Annotated in this window: 17 protein-coding genes and 1 rRNA gene; 13 read left to right on the top strand and 5 right to left on the bottom strand. The window is 38.9% G+C overall.

Translation table 11 applies throughout. The features are described 5' to 3' along the window. The first annotated feature begins 19 nt into the window (after positions 1–19). The 9 genes from ACWIB3_RS03065 to ACWIB3_RS03025 all read left to right on the top strand — a co-directional run bounded on the left by ACWIB3_RS03065 (position 20) and on the right by ACWIB3_RS03025 (position 9,420). Positions 20–673, top strand: a complete 654-nt coding sequence (locus ACWIB3_RS03065; RefSeq protein WP_185213245.1) for a phosphatidylserine decarboxylase family protein — start codon at positions 20–22, stop codon at positions 671–673. A 37-nt stretch (positions 674–710) separates the two neighbouring features. Further along, the gene (locus tag ACWIB3_RS03060) at positions 711–1,736 is read left to right on the top strand and encodes a sensor histidine kinase (protein ID WP_313262061.1); all 1,026 of its coding nucleotides are present in this window, start codon (positions 711–713) and stop codon (positions 1,734–1,736) included. A 74-nt stretch (positions 1,737–1,810) separates the two neighbouring features. After that, positions 1,811–2,458 carry a DUF47 domain-containing protein gene (locus ACWIB3_RS03055; RefSeq protein ID WP_313514058.1) on the top strand — a complete coding sequence of 216 codons (648 nt, stop codon included), beginning with the start codon at positions 1,811–1,813 and terminating at the stop codon, positions 2,456–2,458. Positions 2,459–2,492: 34 nt separating this feature from the next. After that, positions 2,493–3,506: an inorganic phosphate transporter gene (locus ACWIB3_RS03050; RefSeq protein WP_313262065.1), complete on the top strand. Its 1,014-nt coding sequence runs from the start codon at positions 2,493–2,495 to the stop codon at positions 3,504–3,506. 242 nt (positions 3,507–3,748) lie between these two features. After that, complete coding sequence (locus tag ACWIB3_RS03045) at positions 3,749–5,128, top strand: OmpA family protein (RefSeq protein WP_313262067.1); 1,380 nt, start codon at positions 3,749–3,751, stop codon at positions 5,126–5,128. A gap of 226 nt (positions 5,129–5,354) precedes the next feature. Beyond that, entirely contained in the window at positions 5,355–6,764 is a 1,410-nt protein-coding gene (locus ACWIB3_RS03040; RefSeq protein WP_185218438.1) for a tetratricopeptide repeat protein, read from the top strand. Then, positions 6,761–7,504, top strand: coding sequence for a shikimate dehydrogenase family protein (locus tag ACWIB3_RS03035; RefSeq protein WP_454290830.1), 744 nt, complete (start codon positions 6,761–6,763; stop codon positions 7,502–7,504). The genes ACWIB3_RS03040 and ACWIB3_RS03035 overlap by 4 nt, the downstream gene beginning before the upstream one ends. Positions 7,505–7,544: 40 nt before the next feature. Beyond that, a complete protein-coding gene (locus tag ACWIB3_RS03030; protein ID WP_185218436.1) occupies positions 7,545–8,186 on the top strand; it encodes an MBL fold metallo-hydrolase in 642 nt (213 codons plus the stop codon). 4 nt (positions 8,187–8,190) lie between these two features. Beyond that, positions 8,191–9,420 carry an ABC transporter permease gene (locus tag ACWIB3_RS03025; protein WP_454290829.1) on the top strand — a complete coding sequence of 410 codons (1,230 nt, stop codon included), beginning with the start codon at positions 8,191–8,193 and terminating at the stop codon, positions 9,418–9,420. Here ACWIB3_RS03025 and ACWIB3_RS03020 read toward each other — a convergent pair. After that, on the bottom strand, positions 9,417–10,073 hold the full coding sequence (locus ACWIB3_RS03020) for a hypothetical protein (protein WP_454290828.1): 657 nt from the start codon (positions 10,071–10,073) through the stop codon (positions 9,417–9,419). The genes ACWIB3_RS03025 and ACWIB3_RS03020 overlap by 4 nt on opposite strands. A 71-nt stretch (positions 10,074–10,144) precedes the next feature. Next, complete coding sequence (locus ACWIB3_RS03015) at positions 10,145–10,420, bottom strand: NifU family protein (RefSeq protein ID WP_093099647.1); 276 nt, start codon at positions 10,418–10,420, stop codon at positions 10,145–10,147. A gap of 264 nt (positions 10,421–10,684) precedes the next feature. Here ACWIB3_RS03015 and ACWIB3_RS03010 point away from each other — a divergent pair, with 264 nt between their 5' ends. Genes ACWIB3_RS03010 through coaBC form a run of 3 tightly spaced genes read left to right on the top strand, consistent with a single transcriptional unit; the run spans position 10,685 to position 13,179 of the window. Continuing rightward, positions 10,685–11,611 carry an outer membrane protein assembly factor BamD gene (locus ACWIB3_RS03010; RefSeq protein WP_185213253.1) on the top strand — a complete coding sequence of 309 codons (927 nt, stop codon included), beginning with the start codon at positions 10,685–10,687 and terminating at the stop codon, positions 11,609–11,611. Between the two features lie 28 nt (positions 11,612–11,639). Further along, the gene (locus tag ACWIB3_RS03005; protein ID WP_094257467.1) at positions 11,640–11,966 is read left to right on the top strand and encodes a DNA-directed RNA polymerase subunit omega; all 327 of its coding nucleotides are present in this window, start codon (positions 11,640–11,642) and stop codon (positions 11,964–11,966) included. Positions 11,967–11,976: 10 nt separating this feature from the next. After that, positions 11,977–13,179, top strand: coding sequence for a bifunctional phosphopantothenoylcysteine decarboxylase/phosphopantothenate--cysteine ligase CoaBC (gene coaBC, locus ACWIB3_RS03000; RefSeq protein WP_454290827.1), 1,203 nt, complete (start codon positions 11,977–11,979; stop codon positions 13,177–13,179). A gap of 1 nt (position 13,180) precedes the next feature. Here coaBC and ACWIB3_RS02995 read toward each other — a convergent pair whose 3' ends face one another. Next, the gene (locus ACWIB3_RS02995) at positions 13,181–14,548 is read right to left on the bottom strand and encodes a methyltransferase RsmF C-terminal domain-like protein (RefSeq protein ID WP_454290826.1); all 1,368 of its coding nucleotides are present in this window, start codon (positions 14,546–14,548) and stop codon (positions 13,181–13,183) included. Between the two features lie 59 nt (positions 14,549–14,607). On the opposite strand from ACWIB3_RS02995, the gene ACWIB3_RS02990 reads away from it, so the two are divergent. After that, on the top strand, positions 14,608–14,997 hold the full coding sequence (locus ACWIB3_RS02990; RefSeq protein ID WP_185213257.1) for an SRPBCC domain-containing protein: 390 nt from the start codon (positions 14,608–14,610) through the stop codon (positions 14,995–14,997). 65 nt (positions 14,998–15,062) lie between these two features. Here the strand turns inward: ACWIB3_RS02990 and ACWIB3_RS02985 are convergent, their stop codons facing one another. Together ACWIB3_RS02985 and rrf are read right to left on the bottom strand one after the other, a co-directional pair. Continuing rightward, a complete protein-coding gene (locus ACWIB3_RS02985; protein WP_454290825.1) occupies positions 15,063–17,741 on the bottom strand; it encodes a DUF7133 domain-containing protein in 2,679 nt (892 codons plus the stop codon). 480 nt (positions 17,742–18,221) lie between these two features. Beyond that, positions 18,222–18,333: ribosomal RNA gene (rrf, locus tag ACWIB3_RS02980) — 5S ribosomal RNA — on the bottom strand. Positions 18,334–18,464 lie beyond the last annotated feature (131 nt).

Raw genomic sequence — 18,464 nt, 5'->3', positions numbered from 1 at the left:
TTTGCACAAATATTTATTTATGAAATTTCACAAGGAAGGCTATACCAGTTTAGCATTAGTAGTATTATTTATTTTTATAATAAATGCCATTGCGCATTATTATGATGCCGGTAGTGTTGTGAAATGGATCATATATATTGTTTCTGCATTTCTGTTGATTACGATTGTCCAATTTTTTAGGAGTCCAAACAAAACCATAACAATCGATGATGGGATTGTACTATGTCCTGCTGATGGTAAGGTTGTAGTGATTGAAGAAACAGAAGAAACTGAGTATTTGAAGGACCGTAGAATTCAAGTATCGATTTTTATGTCTCCTATCAATGTCCACGTCAATCGAAATCCTGTATCTGGAATTGTATCCTTTTTCAAATATCATCCTGGGAAATTCTTGGTAGCATGGCATCCAAAATCCTCTACTGATAATGAAAGAACAACCGTAGTTGTAAAGACCGAATCTGGAGTTGAAGTATTGTTCCGTCAAATAGCTGGAGCAATGGCTAGAAGGATCGTTTGGTATGTGAAAGAAGGCCAAGAGGTGAAACAAGGTGAAGAATTTGGATTTATTAAGTTTGGATCAAGGGTGGATTTGTTTTTGCCATTGGATTCAAAAATCAATGTAAACATTGGGGATAAGGTTACGGGAGGTAAATCAATTATTGCCCGTTTTTAATCTCAAACAATGAGAGATCACCTTTAATTAGGTAAATATGAATTTTCGCACCCTAATCCTTGTCATTAGTTTTGTTTTTTCCTTGACACTATCAGGAATGAACTACTATTATGAGAGGGACTTACCTACTTTCACCTTTATCCTGATCCTGAGTTTTGTCCTTTCATTCAGCTTATTAAACTATGTTTTTCAAAAATTTGTATACGAAAGAATAAAATCTGTATATAAACTGATCCACAACCTGAAGTTGGGCAAAGAACTGAAAGACGCTTTAGGGGACCATAAATCTGAAGATCCGATTGGAGATGCAGAAAAAGAAGTAAGGGACTGGGCCAAACAAAAAACCATAGAGATTAACCAATTAAAAGCTCAAGAAAAATTTCGAAAAGAATTTCTTTCTAATATTTCCCATGAATTCAAAACCCCATTATTTGCGATTCAGGGATATATTGAGACCCTTCAAGACGGTATGATTGAGGACAATCCAGAAATGGCAGTTAATTTTCTGAATAAAGCCTCTCGAAATTTAGATCGCTTGAGCTATCTGATCCATGACCTGGATGAAATAGCAAAACTGGAATCTGGCGAGATCTCAGTTGCAAAAGAAAAATTTGACCTCATTGCCCTTATAAAAGAGACTATCGATGATTTGGAATATAAAGCCAAAGATAATAATATAACCCTTGTTTTTAATCCTAAAGGCAATAATCCTATCAATGTAAAGGCTGATAGAAAGAAAATTCAACAAGTTTTAATCAACTTAATCGATAATTCTATTAAATATGGATCCAAGGGTGGTAAAACAAATATCAAGGTTCACTTATTAATAGACCAGGTACTGATAGAAATTACGGATAATGGCCAAGGCATCGAGGAAAAAAATCTACCGAGAGTATTTGAGCGATTTTTCAGGACGGATAAAAGTAGATCTCGGGATATTGGTGGGTCAGGATTAGGTCTCGCAATCGTTAAGCACATCATTGAGGCGCATCAGCAAAATGTGCATGTTCGAAGTACGGAAGGTATAGGTACTACCTTTTCATTTACCCTTGAGAAAGCTTAATTTAAGCGATTTATCAAAACTTAACATTAACTTAACATTAAGTGCATAATTTTGCGCTACTTAAAATACGAGTTATGTCTTTAAACAGCATTTTTCAATACTTCGTCCCGAAGGACAAGAAATTTTTCCCATTATTTGAACAAGCCGGATCAAATTTAATTGACATGGCTAAGCTTCTAAAAGAAAGCGTTCATACCTCAGATCTCCAGCGTAGAACCGACAACGCCAAATTATTGGAAGATCTAGAGCACAAGGGAGATAATCTTACACATCAAATCCATTTAGAGTTGGGCAAGAATTTTATCACTCCGTTTGACAGGGAGGATATCCATGCATTGGCTAGTTCATTGGATGATGTTGCTGATTTTATCCATGGAGCTTCCAATAGAATGGAACTCTACAAGGTTACTGAGCCCAGCGAGGCCATGAAGGAAATCTCCAGCCTGATCCTTGAGGCAACCGAACATGTTGCAAAGGCATTATTTGAGCTCAAAGATTTAAAAAACATCAGAAATATTACTGATTCTTGTGTGCGAATAAACAGTGTCGAAAATAAAGCGGACTATATTTTTGACAAAGCAGTTGCTGAGTTGTTTGAGTATGAAAAAGATGCAATCAACCTAATCAAGAACAAAGAAGTTTTATCAGCGATGGAAGATGCAACCGATAAATGTGAGGATGTTGCCAATGTATTAGAAAGTATTCTTGTAAAGAACGCTTAGTGTTTTAAATAAGAATTGACAACAATATTAAATTATGGGAATAACCACATTATTAATTGTCGTAATCGTTCTGGCCATTGCGTTTGACTACATCAATGGATTCCATGATGCGGCAAATTCCATTGCGACCATCGTATCGACCAAGGTACTGACTCCATTTATGGCAGTATTATGGGCTGCATTATTTAACTTCGTTGCTTATTTCGTTTTTACCGACCATAAGGTAGCTAACACCATTGCAAAAACGGTCATAGAAGAATACATCACACTCGAGGTTATCTTTTCTGGCCTAGTGGCAGCAATTGCATGGAACCTTTTCACCTGGTATTACGGAATCCCCTCAAGCTCAAGCCACACATTGATTGGGGGATTTGCGGGATCGGGAATGGCATATGCCTTATTCTTAGGAGCAAATCCCATGGAAGCCATTAATTTGAGCGCAACATTAAAAATTGTATCATTTATTGTCCTGGCACCATTGGTTGGTATGACCATCTCCATTATCATTACCTTAATAATTATCAACATCTGTAAAAAAGCAAGACCTGCAGTAGCCGAGAAATGGTTCAAAATCCTCCAGTTGGTTTCATCAGCAGGACTGAGCTTTGCCCATGGCGGAAACGACGCCCAAAAGGTAATGGGGATTATTGCAACAGCCTTGATTGCACAAGGGGTAATTGGAAGTTTTGAAGAAATGCCTGAATGGGTACCACTGGCCTGTTATTTTGCAATTGCAGCAGGAACGATGAGCGGAGGGTGGAAAATCGTAAAGACCATGGGCACTAAAATAACAAAGGTTACTCCATTAGAAGGAGTAAGTGCAGAAACAGCAGGCGCAATAACTTTGGGCATTACCGAACATTTCGGTATCCCCGTATCAACAACGCATACCATCACCGGTTCAATTATAGGGGTGGGTTTAGTGAAAAGAGTTTCAGCCGTCCGTTGGGGCGTAACAATAAGTTTATTATGGGCCTGGGTGTTAACTATCCCTGTAAGTGCATTGTTAGGGGGGTTAACCCTAGCAATAATTCATTATATCCTGTAGTAATTATCATACAGACATGCGATATTATGCAGGTATTTATCGTTAATTAATAAAGTTTTGATAAAAAATTTGTGTTATTTAATGTTAATAAGTATTTTTACGCGGCAAAAGGACCTCTATATATCATTAAAATTGAGCTTTTTGTAATTTAACATTTTTTGGCACCGTTATTGTTAAGTTATGTTAAATTGATTTTACAACTAGAAACAATTAAAAATTTTAATAACCTTAAAAAAAAGAGTATGAACTATTCTACAATTAAAAAAACAGCTGTTGCAGCTTCTTTAGTAGCCGCTTTAGGTTTCGCTGAAACTGCACAAGCACAAACCCCAACTGTATTTGGTGGTAGATCACAATACAGAACTTGGTCAATCGGTGTTCAAGGTGGTATCACTACTCCTAACACTATCATCGGTGGCCAAAACGGTTTCGGACAACGCGTTGGATATTTCCAAAACAAAGTTGGCGAATACTATGGTTTAACTATCCGTAAACAATTCTCTCACTTATTCGGTTTAGAATTAGAGGGTAACCGTGGTCGTATCAAAACTTTCAACCATGACTTAGTTACTACTCCGGAGAATAACTTAGGTGCAAGATCTGCTGAGACTTCAGTTAACTGGGCAGCTAGCTTAAATGGTGTATTCCAATTAGGTACTATCGACTTCATGAGAAGAGAAAATGCTGTTAACTTCTACGCTAAAGTTGGTTTAGGTGTTATGGCTCACAACCCAGTTCAATTTGCTAACAACGATTTCACAGGTAATGAAGTTTACAACAACGAAGGTAAATGGGGTCAAGAAATCTTTGGTGACCGTGAGGCTACTGGAGACCGTGACAACCGTTTAACTGGATTTATCCCAGTTGGTGTTGGTGTTAAATTTAAATTATCTGAAGTTGTTGCCTTGAACTTAGGTTACACAATGAACTTCACTGATGATAACTTATTATACGGACCAGTTCGTTACGACGGAAAACAAAAATTCTCTAACGTATATGGTGGTTTAGAGTTCACTTTAGGTTCTCGTGATAAAGAAAGCTTAACATTCACTAACCCAGTTGCTACATTATATGATGAGTTGAAAGACCCTTCATTACGTAACGAAGTTGAAGCATTGAAACAACGCGTATCTACTTTAGAAGGTACTGTTGATCAATTAAGCAAAGACTCTGATGGTGACGGTGTATCTGATAAATTTGACAAATGTCCAGGAACTCCTGCAGGTACAGTAGTTGACGGATCAGGATGTCCAATCAAATTCCCTGAGCCTCAGCAATTAACTGACGGAACTACTTCAGGATACTTCGCTCCAATTCAATTCGAATTTGATAGCTCAGTATTGAAAACTGAATCTTACTCTACTTTAGATAAATTAGCTAAAGAATTGAAAGATAGCAATGGTTCTGTTTCATTAGATGGTTATGCATCTGCGGAAGGTACAGAAGCTTACAACATGAACTTATCAAAAGACCGTGCAAATGCAGTAAAACAATACTTAGTTAACGCTGGAGTATCTGCATCAAGCATCAACGCTACAGGATACGGTGAAGCTAACCCAGTTGCTTCAAACGATACTGAAGAAGGTCGTGTTCAAAACCGTCGTGTTGAGATCAAAAAATAATTGTTAGAAATAACAATTTGAAATAATAAAAGCCAGCTGAAACAGCTGGCTTTTTTGTTGTTTTACACAAGTAATTACATTGTAATTACTTTATTAACTTTACTTTTGCAGACTAGCCCAGTCTAAAATGTGAATATGTTGAAAACAATTACATATTCTGATGTTCAAAAAATAGTATTTTCATTTAGGAATTGGAGAGTACGAATAAAATTTAAAGAGGAGAATAATGGAAGAAGATTTTGAATTTGGAACCCCGGAAGAACAAAAATTTTCGGTGGATCGTTATGAGGAAATGCTTCGAAATGAAGACCAGTACTTTTTTGACGCAAAAGCTTTTGAAAGCATTATTGACTATTACATTACTAACAATGATCCAATAAAGGCTTTACAAGTAATAGAATTTGCATCTGCCCAACACCCATTCGAAACCTTGTTCTTGATTAAAAAAGCTCAGCTATTGGCATCAACTTTACAGTATGAGCCTGCATTGGAGGCTTTAAACAAGGCTGAATTATTAGAACCTTCGGAAGGTGATATCTATTTAATCAAGGGTACAATCCTATCTGCCCTCCAGGAACATGCTCTAGCAGAAGAAAACTTTTTTAAGGCATTAAAATTAAGTGATGCTAAAGATGAGGTATATTACCAGATTGCTGGTTTATATCAGATGCAGGGCTCTTACGAAAAGGCAATATCATATCTGAAGAAATCCCTTCAAGCAAATAAAGATAATCAAGATGCACTTTACGAAATAGCATTTTGCTATGATGTATTGGAACAACAGCAAGAAAGTATACAATTCTATAACCAATACATCGATACAGACCCATATTCATATGCTGCATGGTATAATTTAGGAAATGCTTACCATAAATTGGGTGATTTTGGAGCTGCAATTGACGCTTATGACTATGCTATCTTGATCAATGAGAATTTCTCATCTGCTTATTTCAATAAAGGGAATGCCCTGGTAAACTTAGATCGCTATTCAGAAGCAATTGAAGTCTATAAACAAACATTCGAGCATGAAACTCCTAATGCAGATACTTATTGTGCTATTGGGGAATGCTATGAAAAGTTGGAATTGATGGATGAAGCTAGGCAGTACTATAAAAAAGCTGTAAAGCTTGATAGCAATCAAAGTGATGCTTGGTTTGGCATTGGAGTAACTTTAGATTTTGAAGAAAGATATTTTGAATCCCTTCATTTTTACAAAAAAGCTCTAGAAATCGACGATGAAAATCCAGATTATTGGTTTGCGATTGCGGATGCCCGATATAAATTGAAACAATTTGATCAGTCAATTGAAGCTTATTCAAAAGTTGTTGAATTAAACCCAACCGATGCTGAGGCATGGTTGGACTATTCATCGCTTTTATTTGAGCAAACAAGACTTGAAGAGGCTATTGAAGTAATTTCAGAAGCCATCAAATGTAACCCTGATGAAGCTACACTTTATTACCGCATGGTTGCCTATATGTTTGCAGCAGGGAAATATACAGAGGCTTTGAGTTTCTTGGAACTTGCCTTAAATGTAGACCCAGAGAAGCATTATATATTATTTGAGTACTTGCCTCAATTACAGGGAAATCAAGTTATTGTAGACATAATTAAAAAATATACAGAAGGAAGATGAAACAATTAGGATTAATTGGCTATCCCCTTGGCCATTCATTTTCCAAAAAATATTATTTAGAAAAATTTAGAAACGAGGGTATAAAGAATATTGATTATGATTTATACCCTCTTTCAACAATCGAAGAATTTCCGAGCCTTTATCTGAATAACCCTGAATTTTACGGAGTCAATGTAACTATTCCTTATAAACAGGATGTGATGCAATATTTAACGGAACTTTCAGAAGAAGCTAAGGAAATCGCCGCTGTGAATTGTATACAAATCCGACATGAAACAGATGGTGTTAAATTGAAAGGATTCAATACAGATGCATATGGATTCGAAAAGTCATTGGAGCCATTATTGAAACCCAACCATAGCAAAGCATTAATATTTGGAAATGGAGGAGCAACAAAGGCGGTTGCATACTCCTTAAAAAAGCTTGGCATAGACTTTAAGATCGTTAGTCGGGCTAAGACAGAGGATAACCTTTCCTATGAAGACCTAACGGAAGAATTAATCCAAAACACGCCATTATTAATAAATTGCACACCATTAGGAACATTCCCAAAAACCGAGGAGTGTCCAGCCTTGCCATACCATGCAATCAGCAGTGAACATTTATTATATGACCTTATTTACAACCCTGAAGAAACCTTATTCCTAAAAAAAGGAAAAGAAAGAGGGGCAGCTATTAAAAATGGTTATGAAATGTTGGTTCTGCAAGCAGAAAAAAACTGGGAAATCTGGAATCAATAGGAAAAACCCAATTGCTTAGAAATATTTCCTATTTTTGGACATGCTACATATCAAGACATTTGTATTCAATCCATACCAGGAAAACACCTATCTAATCTATGATGAAAACAAAAACTGCATCATTATAGATCCTGGAATGCACAATTATCAAGAAGAAAACCATCTGAAAGAATATATTGAAAACAATGGTCTAAAACCAATCCATCTTATCAATACCCACGGTCATATCGACCATGTGTTGGGCAACAAATTTGTATCTGAGACCTATGATTTAATTCCACAGTTCCATGAGGGCGAATTACCCTTAGTGATACAGGTACAAAACTATGCTCCTCAAATGGGTATCCGATATGAGCCATCGCCCATTCCTGAGACATTCTTAACAGAAGATGATAACATAAAGATAGGCGATGAAGAATTATCCCTGATCTTAGCGCCTGGTCATTCACCTGCCCATCTTTGTTTATACAGTAAAGAACATAACTTCTTGATAGGCGGCGATGTCCTGTTCAAGAGCAGTATCGGTCGCACAGATCTTCCAGGTGGCAACCATCAGCAATTGTTGAACAGTATTGCTACCAAAATATACACACTCCCTGAAGAAACAGTAGTATATCCTGGTCATGGACCGACTACCACTGTTGGAGAAGAAAAAAAGACTAATCCATTTATCAGAGCCTAGAACAATGAAGCTCCCAATATTCTTTGCGAAACGATATCTTTTTTCAAAAAAGTCAGTAAATGCGATCAATATCATTTCATCGATCAGTATGATCGGGGTATTGGTGAGCACAGCTGCTTTGGTGATAGTTTTATCCTTTTACAATGGATTGGAACGCTTTATTCTTTCCCAGTACAGCACTTTTTCGCCAGAATATAGGATTGAACCATCCTCAGGCAAGGTGTTTTCCACCAATAGCGAAGCCTTTAAAAATCTTCGCGCATTACCAGAAATCACTTCATATAGCGAGGTATTAGAAGACAAGGTCCTTGCTGAATTTAACCAACAGCAATTTATTGGGCGATTAAAGGGCATTGAACCCAATAGCCTACATCAAATCGCCAATGAAGACATGTTATTGGAAGGCAGGTTAGAAGTCAAGGAAGACAGCACGAATTACGCTATTCTTGGCACCACGGTCCAGGCAAACTTACAAGTTCCGCTGCAAGGAGACGAAAATCAGATATTCCTCAATATTCCTGACAAAAAAGCATCTCCAAACAATATCAACCCATTGGAAGATATCAGGACACGCGTAATAAAGCCAAATGCCATTCTGGGCTATCAACCCGGCTTCGAAGATTTAATCATTGTACCCATAGATTTTGCAAAAGATTTACTCAATGAGCATGAAGGCATCTCAGCAATTGAACTCTATGGGAAAAACGACAATTCTACAAGCTTACAAAAGGAAATTCAAGCTTTATTAGGCAAGGATTTTCAGGTAAAGAACAGGGAACAGCAGAACCCTACCCTTTACAAAACCGTACGATCAGAAAAATGGATCGTTTTCTTTATCGTGACGATCATCGGAATCATTGCTATATTTAATATTATTGGTTCCCTGACCATGTTGGTGATCGACAAGAAACAGGATATGGTGGTTTTGAATAGTTTAGGGGCCAGCAACAACCTCATCCAAAACATCTTTTATTACCAAGGCATCCTCATTGCGTTGATCGGAAGTGTCACGGGCGCTTTCTTAGGATTGGTTTTCTGTTTATTGCAAAATCATTTCGGATTTGTCACAACCAGCGAAGGCTCATTGTTCGACGCCTACCCTGTAGACATTCGTTATATGGATTTAGTGCTGATCTTTATTACGGTAATGGCGGTTTCCACTTTGGTTTCTTATATGGCCTCCAGGTTAAACATCAGAGGCATCAATAAGCGCGGAGCGCTAGAGTCCAATTAATACTTCAGTCGCTGTCTACTAAAATCTCCACGCCTGATCTGGTTGATCAATGAACCCCAAGCAAAAGGATTCAACAGTGGGTTTGCCATATTTTGGTTGATGGCTTTATTCGACATATTGATATGTCGCTGAAAGTTATTAAACGTTTGGATTTCTTCAGCACTCCTAGGAACAATCTTAGAAAGAGATGCCAAAGCTTGAGGAGAAAGGTTCCTTTTTGCAGTCATTACATCATCACTACCAATATTCAAGGCCAAGAATTCCATATTGAACTCTTCAATACTTGCCCATGGCAATGGAGGACCAACAGTAACCATCGGTAATTCCTCTACGGTGGGCGTCAATTCGATCTTAACGGTATATTTATCACCATCGACATTTGGAATGGTAATCCTCACGGAGCGGTAACCAATAGAAGAAAAGACAATCTCGTCACCGGTATGTCCGACAAAGGAGAAGTAACCTTCGTGGTTGGCTGAATATGTCTCATTCCCATAACTTTCATTTCGAATGGTCACATAAGGAACGGCAATATCCGTCTCCTCCGCTAAAATATACCCAGAGACCTGTACTATTTTATTGTTCTGAGCTTGGAGGCTCAAACCAACTGCCAATAGTACAGCAAGCAAGATATATTTCTGTAGGAATTTCATGTAGCAACAAAACTAGGGAAAATCATACGTAAGACGCTGTTAAATAGTGTTAACAGCATCTAATATTTTTATTACAATTGGTTGGGGTTTATCGCATTGGGATCATCCATATCCGTGATATTGATTGCTTCCACAGCAACAATCTCCGGAACGGCCTTTTTAATCGCTTGTTCTAAACCTGCTTTAAAAGTCATGATACTCATTGAACAATTTGCGCAAGTCCCCAACAATTTAAGCTTCACAACGTTGTCTGGCGTAATTTCTTCAATAGAAACGTTACCCCCATCAGTCTGTAAATAAGGTCTGATGGAATCCAATGCTTGCTCTACTCTTTCAAATAAGGTCATTTTAAATCCTGATAAAATATATTAAACGTAAATATAGTTATTATTTTAATTATTTGTGACATGCCCGATGCTAATTCAACATTCATTTGACTTAACAAAAAACCCTAATATTAGCCTCAAGACCTTCAATCTCAGCAAAATGAGACACTTTAAGTTAAAGATTGTTAAAACCAGGTTCATCCAAGAATTACCTTATTGAAATCAAGTATTTTCGCGTATCATTAAATAATTGAAAATTAGTATTAATTCACGTATCTTTGTGGGATGTTTTTAAAGAATCATGTATTTAGCCTAATTGTCGGCTTGTTTCTTTTATTGGGCTTGGGTAGTTGTAAGAGTAAATTCGAAAAACTACGCGCAAGCAATAACGTACAAATGAAGTATCAAGAAGCTGTAAAGTACTACGAAAAAGAGAAGTACTCTAAAGCTTTGACCTTATTTCAAGATCTGTTGGCCAAATACCGTGGCACGGCTGATGCTGAAGATCTAAACTATTACACTGCTTTTGCTGCCTATCGTCTTAAAGATTATATCTCAGCAAGATTTCACTTTAAAAACTTTGCAGATAATTATCCAAACAGCCCTAGAGCTGAGGAATGTCGGTTTATGTCTGCATACTGTTATTATTTAGATTCTCCACGATCAAATTTAGATCAAGACAATACACGTAAGGCGATTGACCAACTTCAACTCTTTGTGAACCTGTACCCTGAGTCGGAACGAGCAAAAGAGGCTGGTGATTTGATCCAAAACCTTCGTGACAAATTAGAGAAGAAAGCTTTTGACAATGCCAAATTGTATTTCAATATGGGATTGCCAGATGATTACCGTGCAGCTGTGATCGCATTGGAAAATGTATTAAAAATATATCCAGACACCAAGCACGCAGAAGATATCGAATATCTATTGGTAAAATCACAATATCTTTTTGCCGATAACTCCTACCCTCACCGTCAAGAGGAAAGGTTCAATCAGATGATTGATTATTACGACAGCTTTATGGAGCATTACCCTGAGAGCAAGTACAACAATGAGTTGAACGGCCTTCGCGGAAGTGCGGACAGAAAGATTGCCTCTGCCCTGAAGATCATGGCTAATGACGAAAAAATGAGGAAACAACGTGAAGAAGACTTAGGTATTGCAACACCAAATGGTGTTCCAATCGAGACCGAGAATAACAATCAACAATAATCTTTAGTACATCCATTTTTATTTATATATGAATCAGAATAAAAATACCGTTCCAAATTCAACAGTAACTCGCGATTTAAGAGAGTTAGACCAAACTACTGATAACCTTTACGAATCTATCGTTGTTATCAGCAAGCGTGCTAATCAAATCGCTGTAGATATGAAAGAGGAGTTAAACCAAAAATTGTCAGAGTTTGCAAGCAGCAATGATAATTTAGAGGAAGTGTTTGAAAACCGTGAGCAAATTGAAATCTCTAAGCACTACGAAAGATTGCCAAAACCAACTTTAGTAGCTATCGACGAGTTTTTACACGAGAAAGTATATTTCAGAAACCCATCTAAAGAACAAGAGTAAGCTATTTACCATGTCTTTAAGAGACAAACATATTGTAATTGGTATAAGCGGCAGCATCGCCGCTTATAAGATTGCAACATTGGTAAGATTACTGAGAAAAGCAGAAGCCTCCGTTCAGGTTATCATGACCCAGGAAGCTACTCAATTCATTACTCCACTTACTCTTTCTACCCTTTCCAATAACCCCGTTTTCGTTGAATATTACGACCAAAAAACAGGGGAATGGAATAACCATGTCCATATTGCCGAATCGGCAGACCTCATTTTAATTGCTCCAGCTACTGCAAATACTTTAGCAAAATGTGCCCAAGGTATCTGCGACAATCTTCTTCAAGCAGTCTATCTTTCTGCAAAAAGCAAGGTTTTCTTAGCTCCGGCAATGGATTTGGACATGTGGATACACCCATCTGTCAAAAACAACATCCATCTGCTCCAATCCTACGGAAATGTAATCATCCCTCCGGGAAAAGGAGATCTGGCCAGCGGACTGGTAGGTGAAGGTAGACTGGCAGAACCGGAAGATATCTTCCAGTTCATCCAAGACTATTTCGAATCCGATAAACCGCTTTCTGGAAAGAAAGCCCTGGTTTCAGCAGGACCAACCTATGAAGCTATCGATCCAGTTCGTTTCATTGGCAATCATTCCAGCGGAAAGATGGGTTATGCCATTGCGAAGGAACTCAGCAGCCTTGGCGCTGAAGTGACCCTAGTCAGTGGTCCAACAGCTTTGAGCACGCCAGAGGGCGTAAAAAGGGTCAATATTCAGTCTGCAGCAGAGATGTTTGATGCATGCAGCAAATACTTTGATCAAGCCGACATCACGGTCATGAGCGCAGCCGTTGCGGACTATACCCCTACCGAAGTTGCCGATCAGAAAATCAAGAAAAAAGCCGAAGACTTCAGCATATCCCTTAAAAAAACAACGGATATCCTAGCTAGCCTTGGAGCAAAAAAGACAGAAAAGCAGACGCTGGTTGGATTTGCACTTGAGACCAACAATGAGCTGGAAAATGCAATTGGCAAGCTGAAGAGAAAAAACCTAGATTTTATCGTACTCAATTCCATGCAGGATAAGGGTGCCGGTTTTGCACACGACACCAATAAAATCACGGTCATCAATAAAAAAGAAGAGATCCTTTCATTTGATCTAAAAAGCAAGGAGGAAGTGGCAAAGGATATTTGCGCTTTGATTTTAGCCCATCAAAATCTATAAGTTATAGATTTGCTATCCTAACTTCCCTTGGGTAGTAATTATTGATACGATTTCCCAAAACCTTTACCCAGCCTAAAGAAACACCCTCATAATTAATCAAGCACCAGCCTTTTTTCACCCCATTGAACAATTCAATGTCCAACTGTTCCTTTCTTAGGAAATCCTGAGCATCTGATAAAGAGAGCTCCACTGAAGACAGATTTTTATCTCTAAAAACACTCAATGCCAGATCATGGGATGGAACAAGCTCCTTTCCTATCCACTTTCCTACCATTGTTCCTGCATTTTTGAGGTAAAGGACCTGTTGTAAAGCCTTTATACTGGCTTCCAAGTCTTTCGGAAAAATGTGGACATTTTCATTGTGCATTAATGTGGAAAAGTCCTTGTCATTTTCAATCCATCCAACTAGGCAATCTTTAGGAACTGGAGATTTCTCCATTTTCATCTTCTTGGTCGAGAATGTAGGCTGGATATGCTTTACTTGCAGGATGCCAATGAAAAATCCTTCTCCCTTAGTTTTATGCGGATAAAAACGATAGCCTGTAGCCTTTTGTTTTTCAGATTTGGTCAGTTCTATTCCCCAATCAGGATCAACTGGAACTTCTATGCTAGCAAGGTTATATTCTTCGATCAGCCAATCCAAAATATCTTCATTTTCCTCAGAAGAATAAGAACAGGTAGAATACAGTAAATAGCCATTGCTGCTCAAACAAGATACAACTTCAGATAAAATCCTTTGTTGCCTCTCCCTGCAGAGCTTTACATTCGCTTCTGACCATTCATCAATACTATCTTCATCTTTTCGAAACATGCCTGAACCCGAACAAGGGGCATCCACCAGCATTAGGTCGAAGAACCCTGGCAACCTTCTGAAAGCTGAAGGATCGTTATTGGTCACCACAACATTTGGGAACCCCCAACGCATCAGGTTTTCCTGTAGGATGACGGATCTACTCTTTATGATTTCATTTGCTACCAATAAGCTATTGGGACTGATCTGATCATTGATCAATGTAGATTTCCCTCCTGGTGCAGCACATAGATCTAAGGCCTTGATGTCCCTTTCCCGAAGTTTTAGTTCCTTCAAGATATGACTGACAAACATAGATGATGCTTCCTGCACATAATAACAGCCCGCATGAAATAAGGGGTCCAAGGTAAATTTTGGACGTTCATTCAGATAATACCCATTTTCACACCAGGGGATCCGGTCGGCAAGTTCAAAGTCTAATTCTGTGGGTTTTTTAGGATTTAAGCGTATGGAGGTGAGTTTTTCCCCGCTTTCATGTGCGGCTTTAAAGGCGTCTTCGTCAAAAAATGGATTTATACCTAATCTTTTTATTAAGGAATTCGGGAGAATATTACTCATATTATGCTAATAAATCTATGTAAATTTACAGGAATTATTTTTTTCCTTTAATATTTAGAATGAAAGAATTTAAAAAATATTATATCATACCTGCTACACCTGAGGAACTTTACAGAGCATTGACGACTGAAATAACCATCAGATTATGGACTGGCGACCTTGTAGAAATCGACCCAGTGCCCAATGGAGAATTCTCCATGTGGGATGGAGCCATTCAAGGAAAGTTCCTGGAATTGGAACCGTTCAGCAAAATTGTCCAGGAATGGTATTTCGGAGAGCAGGAAGAACCTTCCATCGTGACCTTGAAACTCCATGAACATAAAAAGGGTACCTCATTAGAAGTAAGGCAAAGCAACATACCTGACGAGGCCTATGATGATATCGTTGATGGATGGGATGATCCCTATATTTCATCATTGATGGAATTTTATGACGAAGAAGAAGATTAAGACCCTTCAAAAAAATAAAAGCCATGTCCTTTGACATGGCTTTTATTTTGTTATTAATTAAGCTTTTATTTCTGTTTTTCTAAGAAAGATACCAGCGATGCAAACTCTTCCAAAGTCAATGAATTTGCCAAACCGGCCGGCATCATAGAATTCGGCATTTCTTTTCTACTTGCCACATTGGTTTTGTTGATGGTATTCACATTCCCGGCAATATCTCTCAGTACAAGCTTACTTGCTGTCTCCTGGGTCACAAAACCCATGAAATTCTTCTTGTCCTTAGTCGTTACCAAGACAGTGGAGAATCCTTGGGATATTGATGCATTAGGTCTCAAGATCGATTCGGCAATCTGCTCACGGTTCATAATACCACCGATCTGTCCCATAAATGGTCCCTTCATAGCCTCGCCTTTATTGACACTGTGACAAGCATGGCAACCTTGTTTGTTAAACAAAGCTTTACCTTTCGTAGGATCTCCCTTTACTTTACGTAGTGCTATCATTACCTCTTCGATAGAAGTTTTACCTACCTGTCCTTTTTGGTTCTTGATTTTCTCTAGGTCAACTTTCTTCTCTGTAGGCTGTTTTTCAGCAATTACCTTAGGTTCTACAATATCAAATGCAGCAATCTCCATCCTGAATTTTTCATTTAGGTCAGCAAAATACTGTTTTTTGGAACTACTGCTTTTTGCTCCCTCAGCAACCAGGAATTTTTCGATAACCGGTGATGATGCCCAATCAACGGCTTTATAATAAGGACCATGCGAATCTGGACGGGTTCCCCACCACCAAGAAGCATCATAATCCGCTTCTTTTTTATACAACCTGGCAAGGGTAATCAGGATTTTATCCTTTAATTTTTGATCCTTTGTTTTTCCATAGGCAGCGATCAATCCTTCTACCGCTCTTGGATCATGCATATAACGCAATGCCCATAAGGCCAGATCAGGACTCTCTGTGCTCAAAAATCCTACGGCAGGATTTACGGCATTCAAGCGAACCAATGCTTTTACGGCCAAATGAGGGAGAATAATTGCTGAGTTAGGAACATCATGAGGACCTTCCTTTCCTTTTGCAGGAGCAATGAACGATGCTGGTACAGCCACTTGTAGCAATGAATTGGCCACTTCTGGTCGACCCAATCTACCTAATGAAACAGCAGAAACGGCCTGAACCCTAACCGATGGATCTTTCAACCCTTCAACAAAAGGATCTGTAGGCACTTGGTCCACTGTAGACAGACGGTCTGTCAAGGCACGGAAAGCAAATTCCCTAACTGTTGCTTCCTTAGCAAGGTCTAACAAGGCTGTAACCCCTTTCCCTTTAGCTACCTGTGCATAAGTATAAATACCAGCCACTCGACTGCTCAATGGTAAATTCTTGTCTTGAGCAGTCTCCAAAGCAGCAGTAGCAGCTTCCTCAGATGCTCTTGCTACCAATTCTTGGGAAGCATATAACCTAATCGTAGAACTTCCAGACTTCAACAGTTCCTTCAAATCAGCTACCGAAGCATTCTTGATTTCTGGAAAGGCTTTGTAAGTCCAACCCTGAGGTACAACACGAACGATATAACCTTTATCAGGATTACCTGAATAGCCCGCACCATCCCATGCAGATAGGTATAATCTACCTGAACCATCTACATCCACATCCGTTATCTGTGGCAACTTGATGAATTCTTCTTCTTTCTGTTTAAAGCTAGGGCCATCCGGCGTCACATGATGCATATAAAGGAAGTTCCTTCCCCAATCTGCCATCATTGGCACCTTATTATATTTTTCTGGCCAAGTATCCTCATCCATGTATAAGGATCCTGTTCCTGAACCACCACCCAACATGGCCAATGCCGGAATGATCTCTTCTGTAAAGTTTTGGAACAATAAAGGATAACCATATTCACCCGATTGGATCTGATGGGAAAAACGGATATCCCAGCCCCCACCATCATTGGTATTATCCCTGGTGAAGATATTCATAAATGGATCGATTGCAACATCATAAATATTGCGCAGACCATGTGTATATAGTTCCATTTCGGTACCATCAGGACGAACCCTCAAAACACCACCGCCCAGATTGGTCAATTTCTTGCCATCTGCACCCGTAGCATTATGGAATCCAAAATCTCCAACTGCGATATAGATCCAGCCATCGATTCCCATTCTAATCCCATTTGTTGCATGGTCCGTACCACGTTCTTGAATATACTTGGCATTACTTAAGCCATTGATCAATACCTTAGGGTCTCCATCTGCAACACCATCTTTATCCTTGTCTTCAAACACAACAAGGTCCATACCTGTTGCAATCCCCGATTTGGAATCAAATGTCGTGTGCAGGACAAATACTTGATCACCTAGGACAAAGATTCCCCTCGGGTTATCCACGCGGGCGAAATCTGTATGCTTGTCCATGCTGCCGTTATTATCCGAGTCCACAAATCGACGGATAAAGCCTTTGCCCATATCCTTACCCAGAGATCCGATCATATCCACACCTACATAGACTTCTCCAGTAGGGGCAACTGCTAGGCAGGCAGGCGAAGGTGTAAGATCTGGACCGGTAAATTCGGTCATGATCAGATCGGATGGAGCACCAGACATGGTTTTTAAAGTATCCTGTCCCATTCGAATACCGTACTGATTAGTGAAATTGTTTTTAGTTTGAGGTAGTTCTGAGTTCTCATTAAAATTGGGGAACCCCAACATTAATGGAAGGAGAAAAAATAAATTAAATGTTCTTTTCATTCTCGATGATAAATATAGATTGATTGGAATAGCGAATAACCGGTTTGGTTCCCAATCCCGGAAAACAAGATCCCATTAATACGCAGGTTTAAGTAAGATTTTAATAAAGTTAACTGGCACTAGAGCTTAAATAAGCTTTTTTCTATTTCACAATTCACATTTGGTTAAAATTATACTAGAATAAAAATGCGAATAATATTTCAAATGAACTAATTCGATTTTAACTATATGTTATTTGATATTGTTCTGAAAAGGGAGGGATGGAAAGGACGGGTTGGATTTGAACCAGGATTAAATGGATGAGAGGATGGACCAAGAACTGGGAACGGACCAGGATTAATGGGATGGGAGGATATTCCAGGAGCAGGATGGATAATATGGCGACGGAACGGATCCGCCTCCCTACCGGCATACCTTATTACCAATTACCCCCTAAAAACAGAAAGCCCGCTGTCTGTTGACAGCGGGCTCCCGTATAAAATTAGGCACCGACCTACTCTCCCACCTGTTACGGCAATACCATCGGCTCTGGCGGGCTTAACTTCTCTGTTCGGAATGGGAAGAGGTGGACACCGCCGATATAGGCACCTGAATACCTTTTTGTACATGCCCCCATCTAGGGGAAGGTACATTGACATGTTATTGGAAGAAAAGATCAGAAAAAGAGAGAGGACAACAGGTCTATCCGCATTGGAAAGCTTCGGGCTATTAGTACCACTCGGC

It is taken from the genome of Sphingobacterium sp. NPDC055431 (assembly GCF_053644255.1).
Note: the sequence above shows the minus strand (reverse complement) of the source record. Positions and strands in the feature narration are given on the sequence as shown.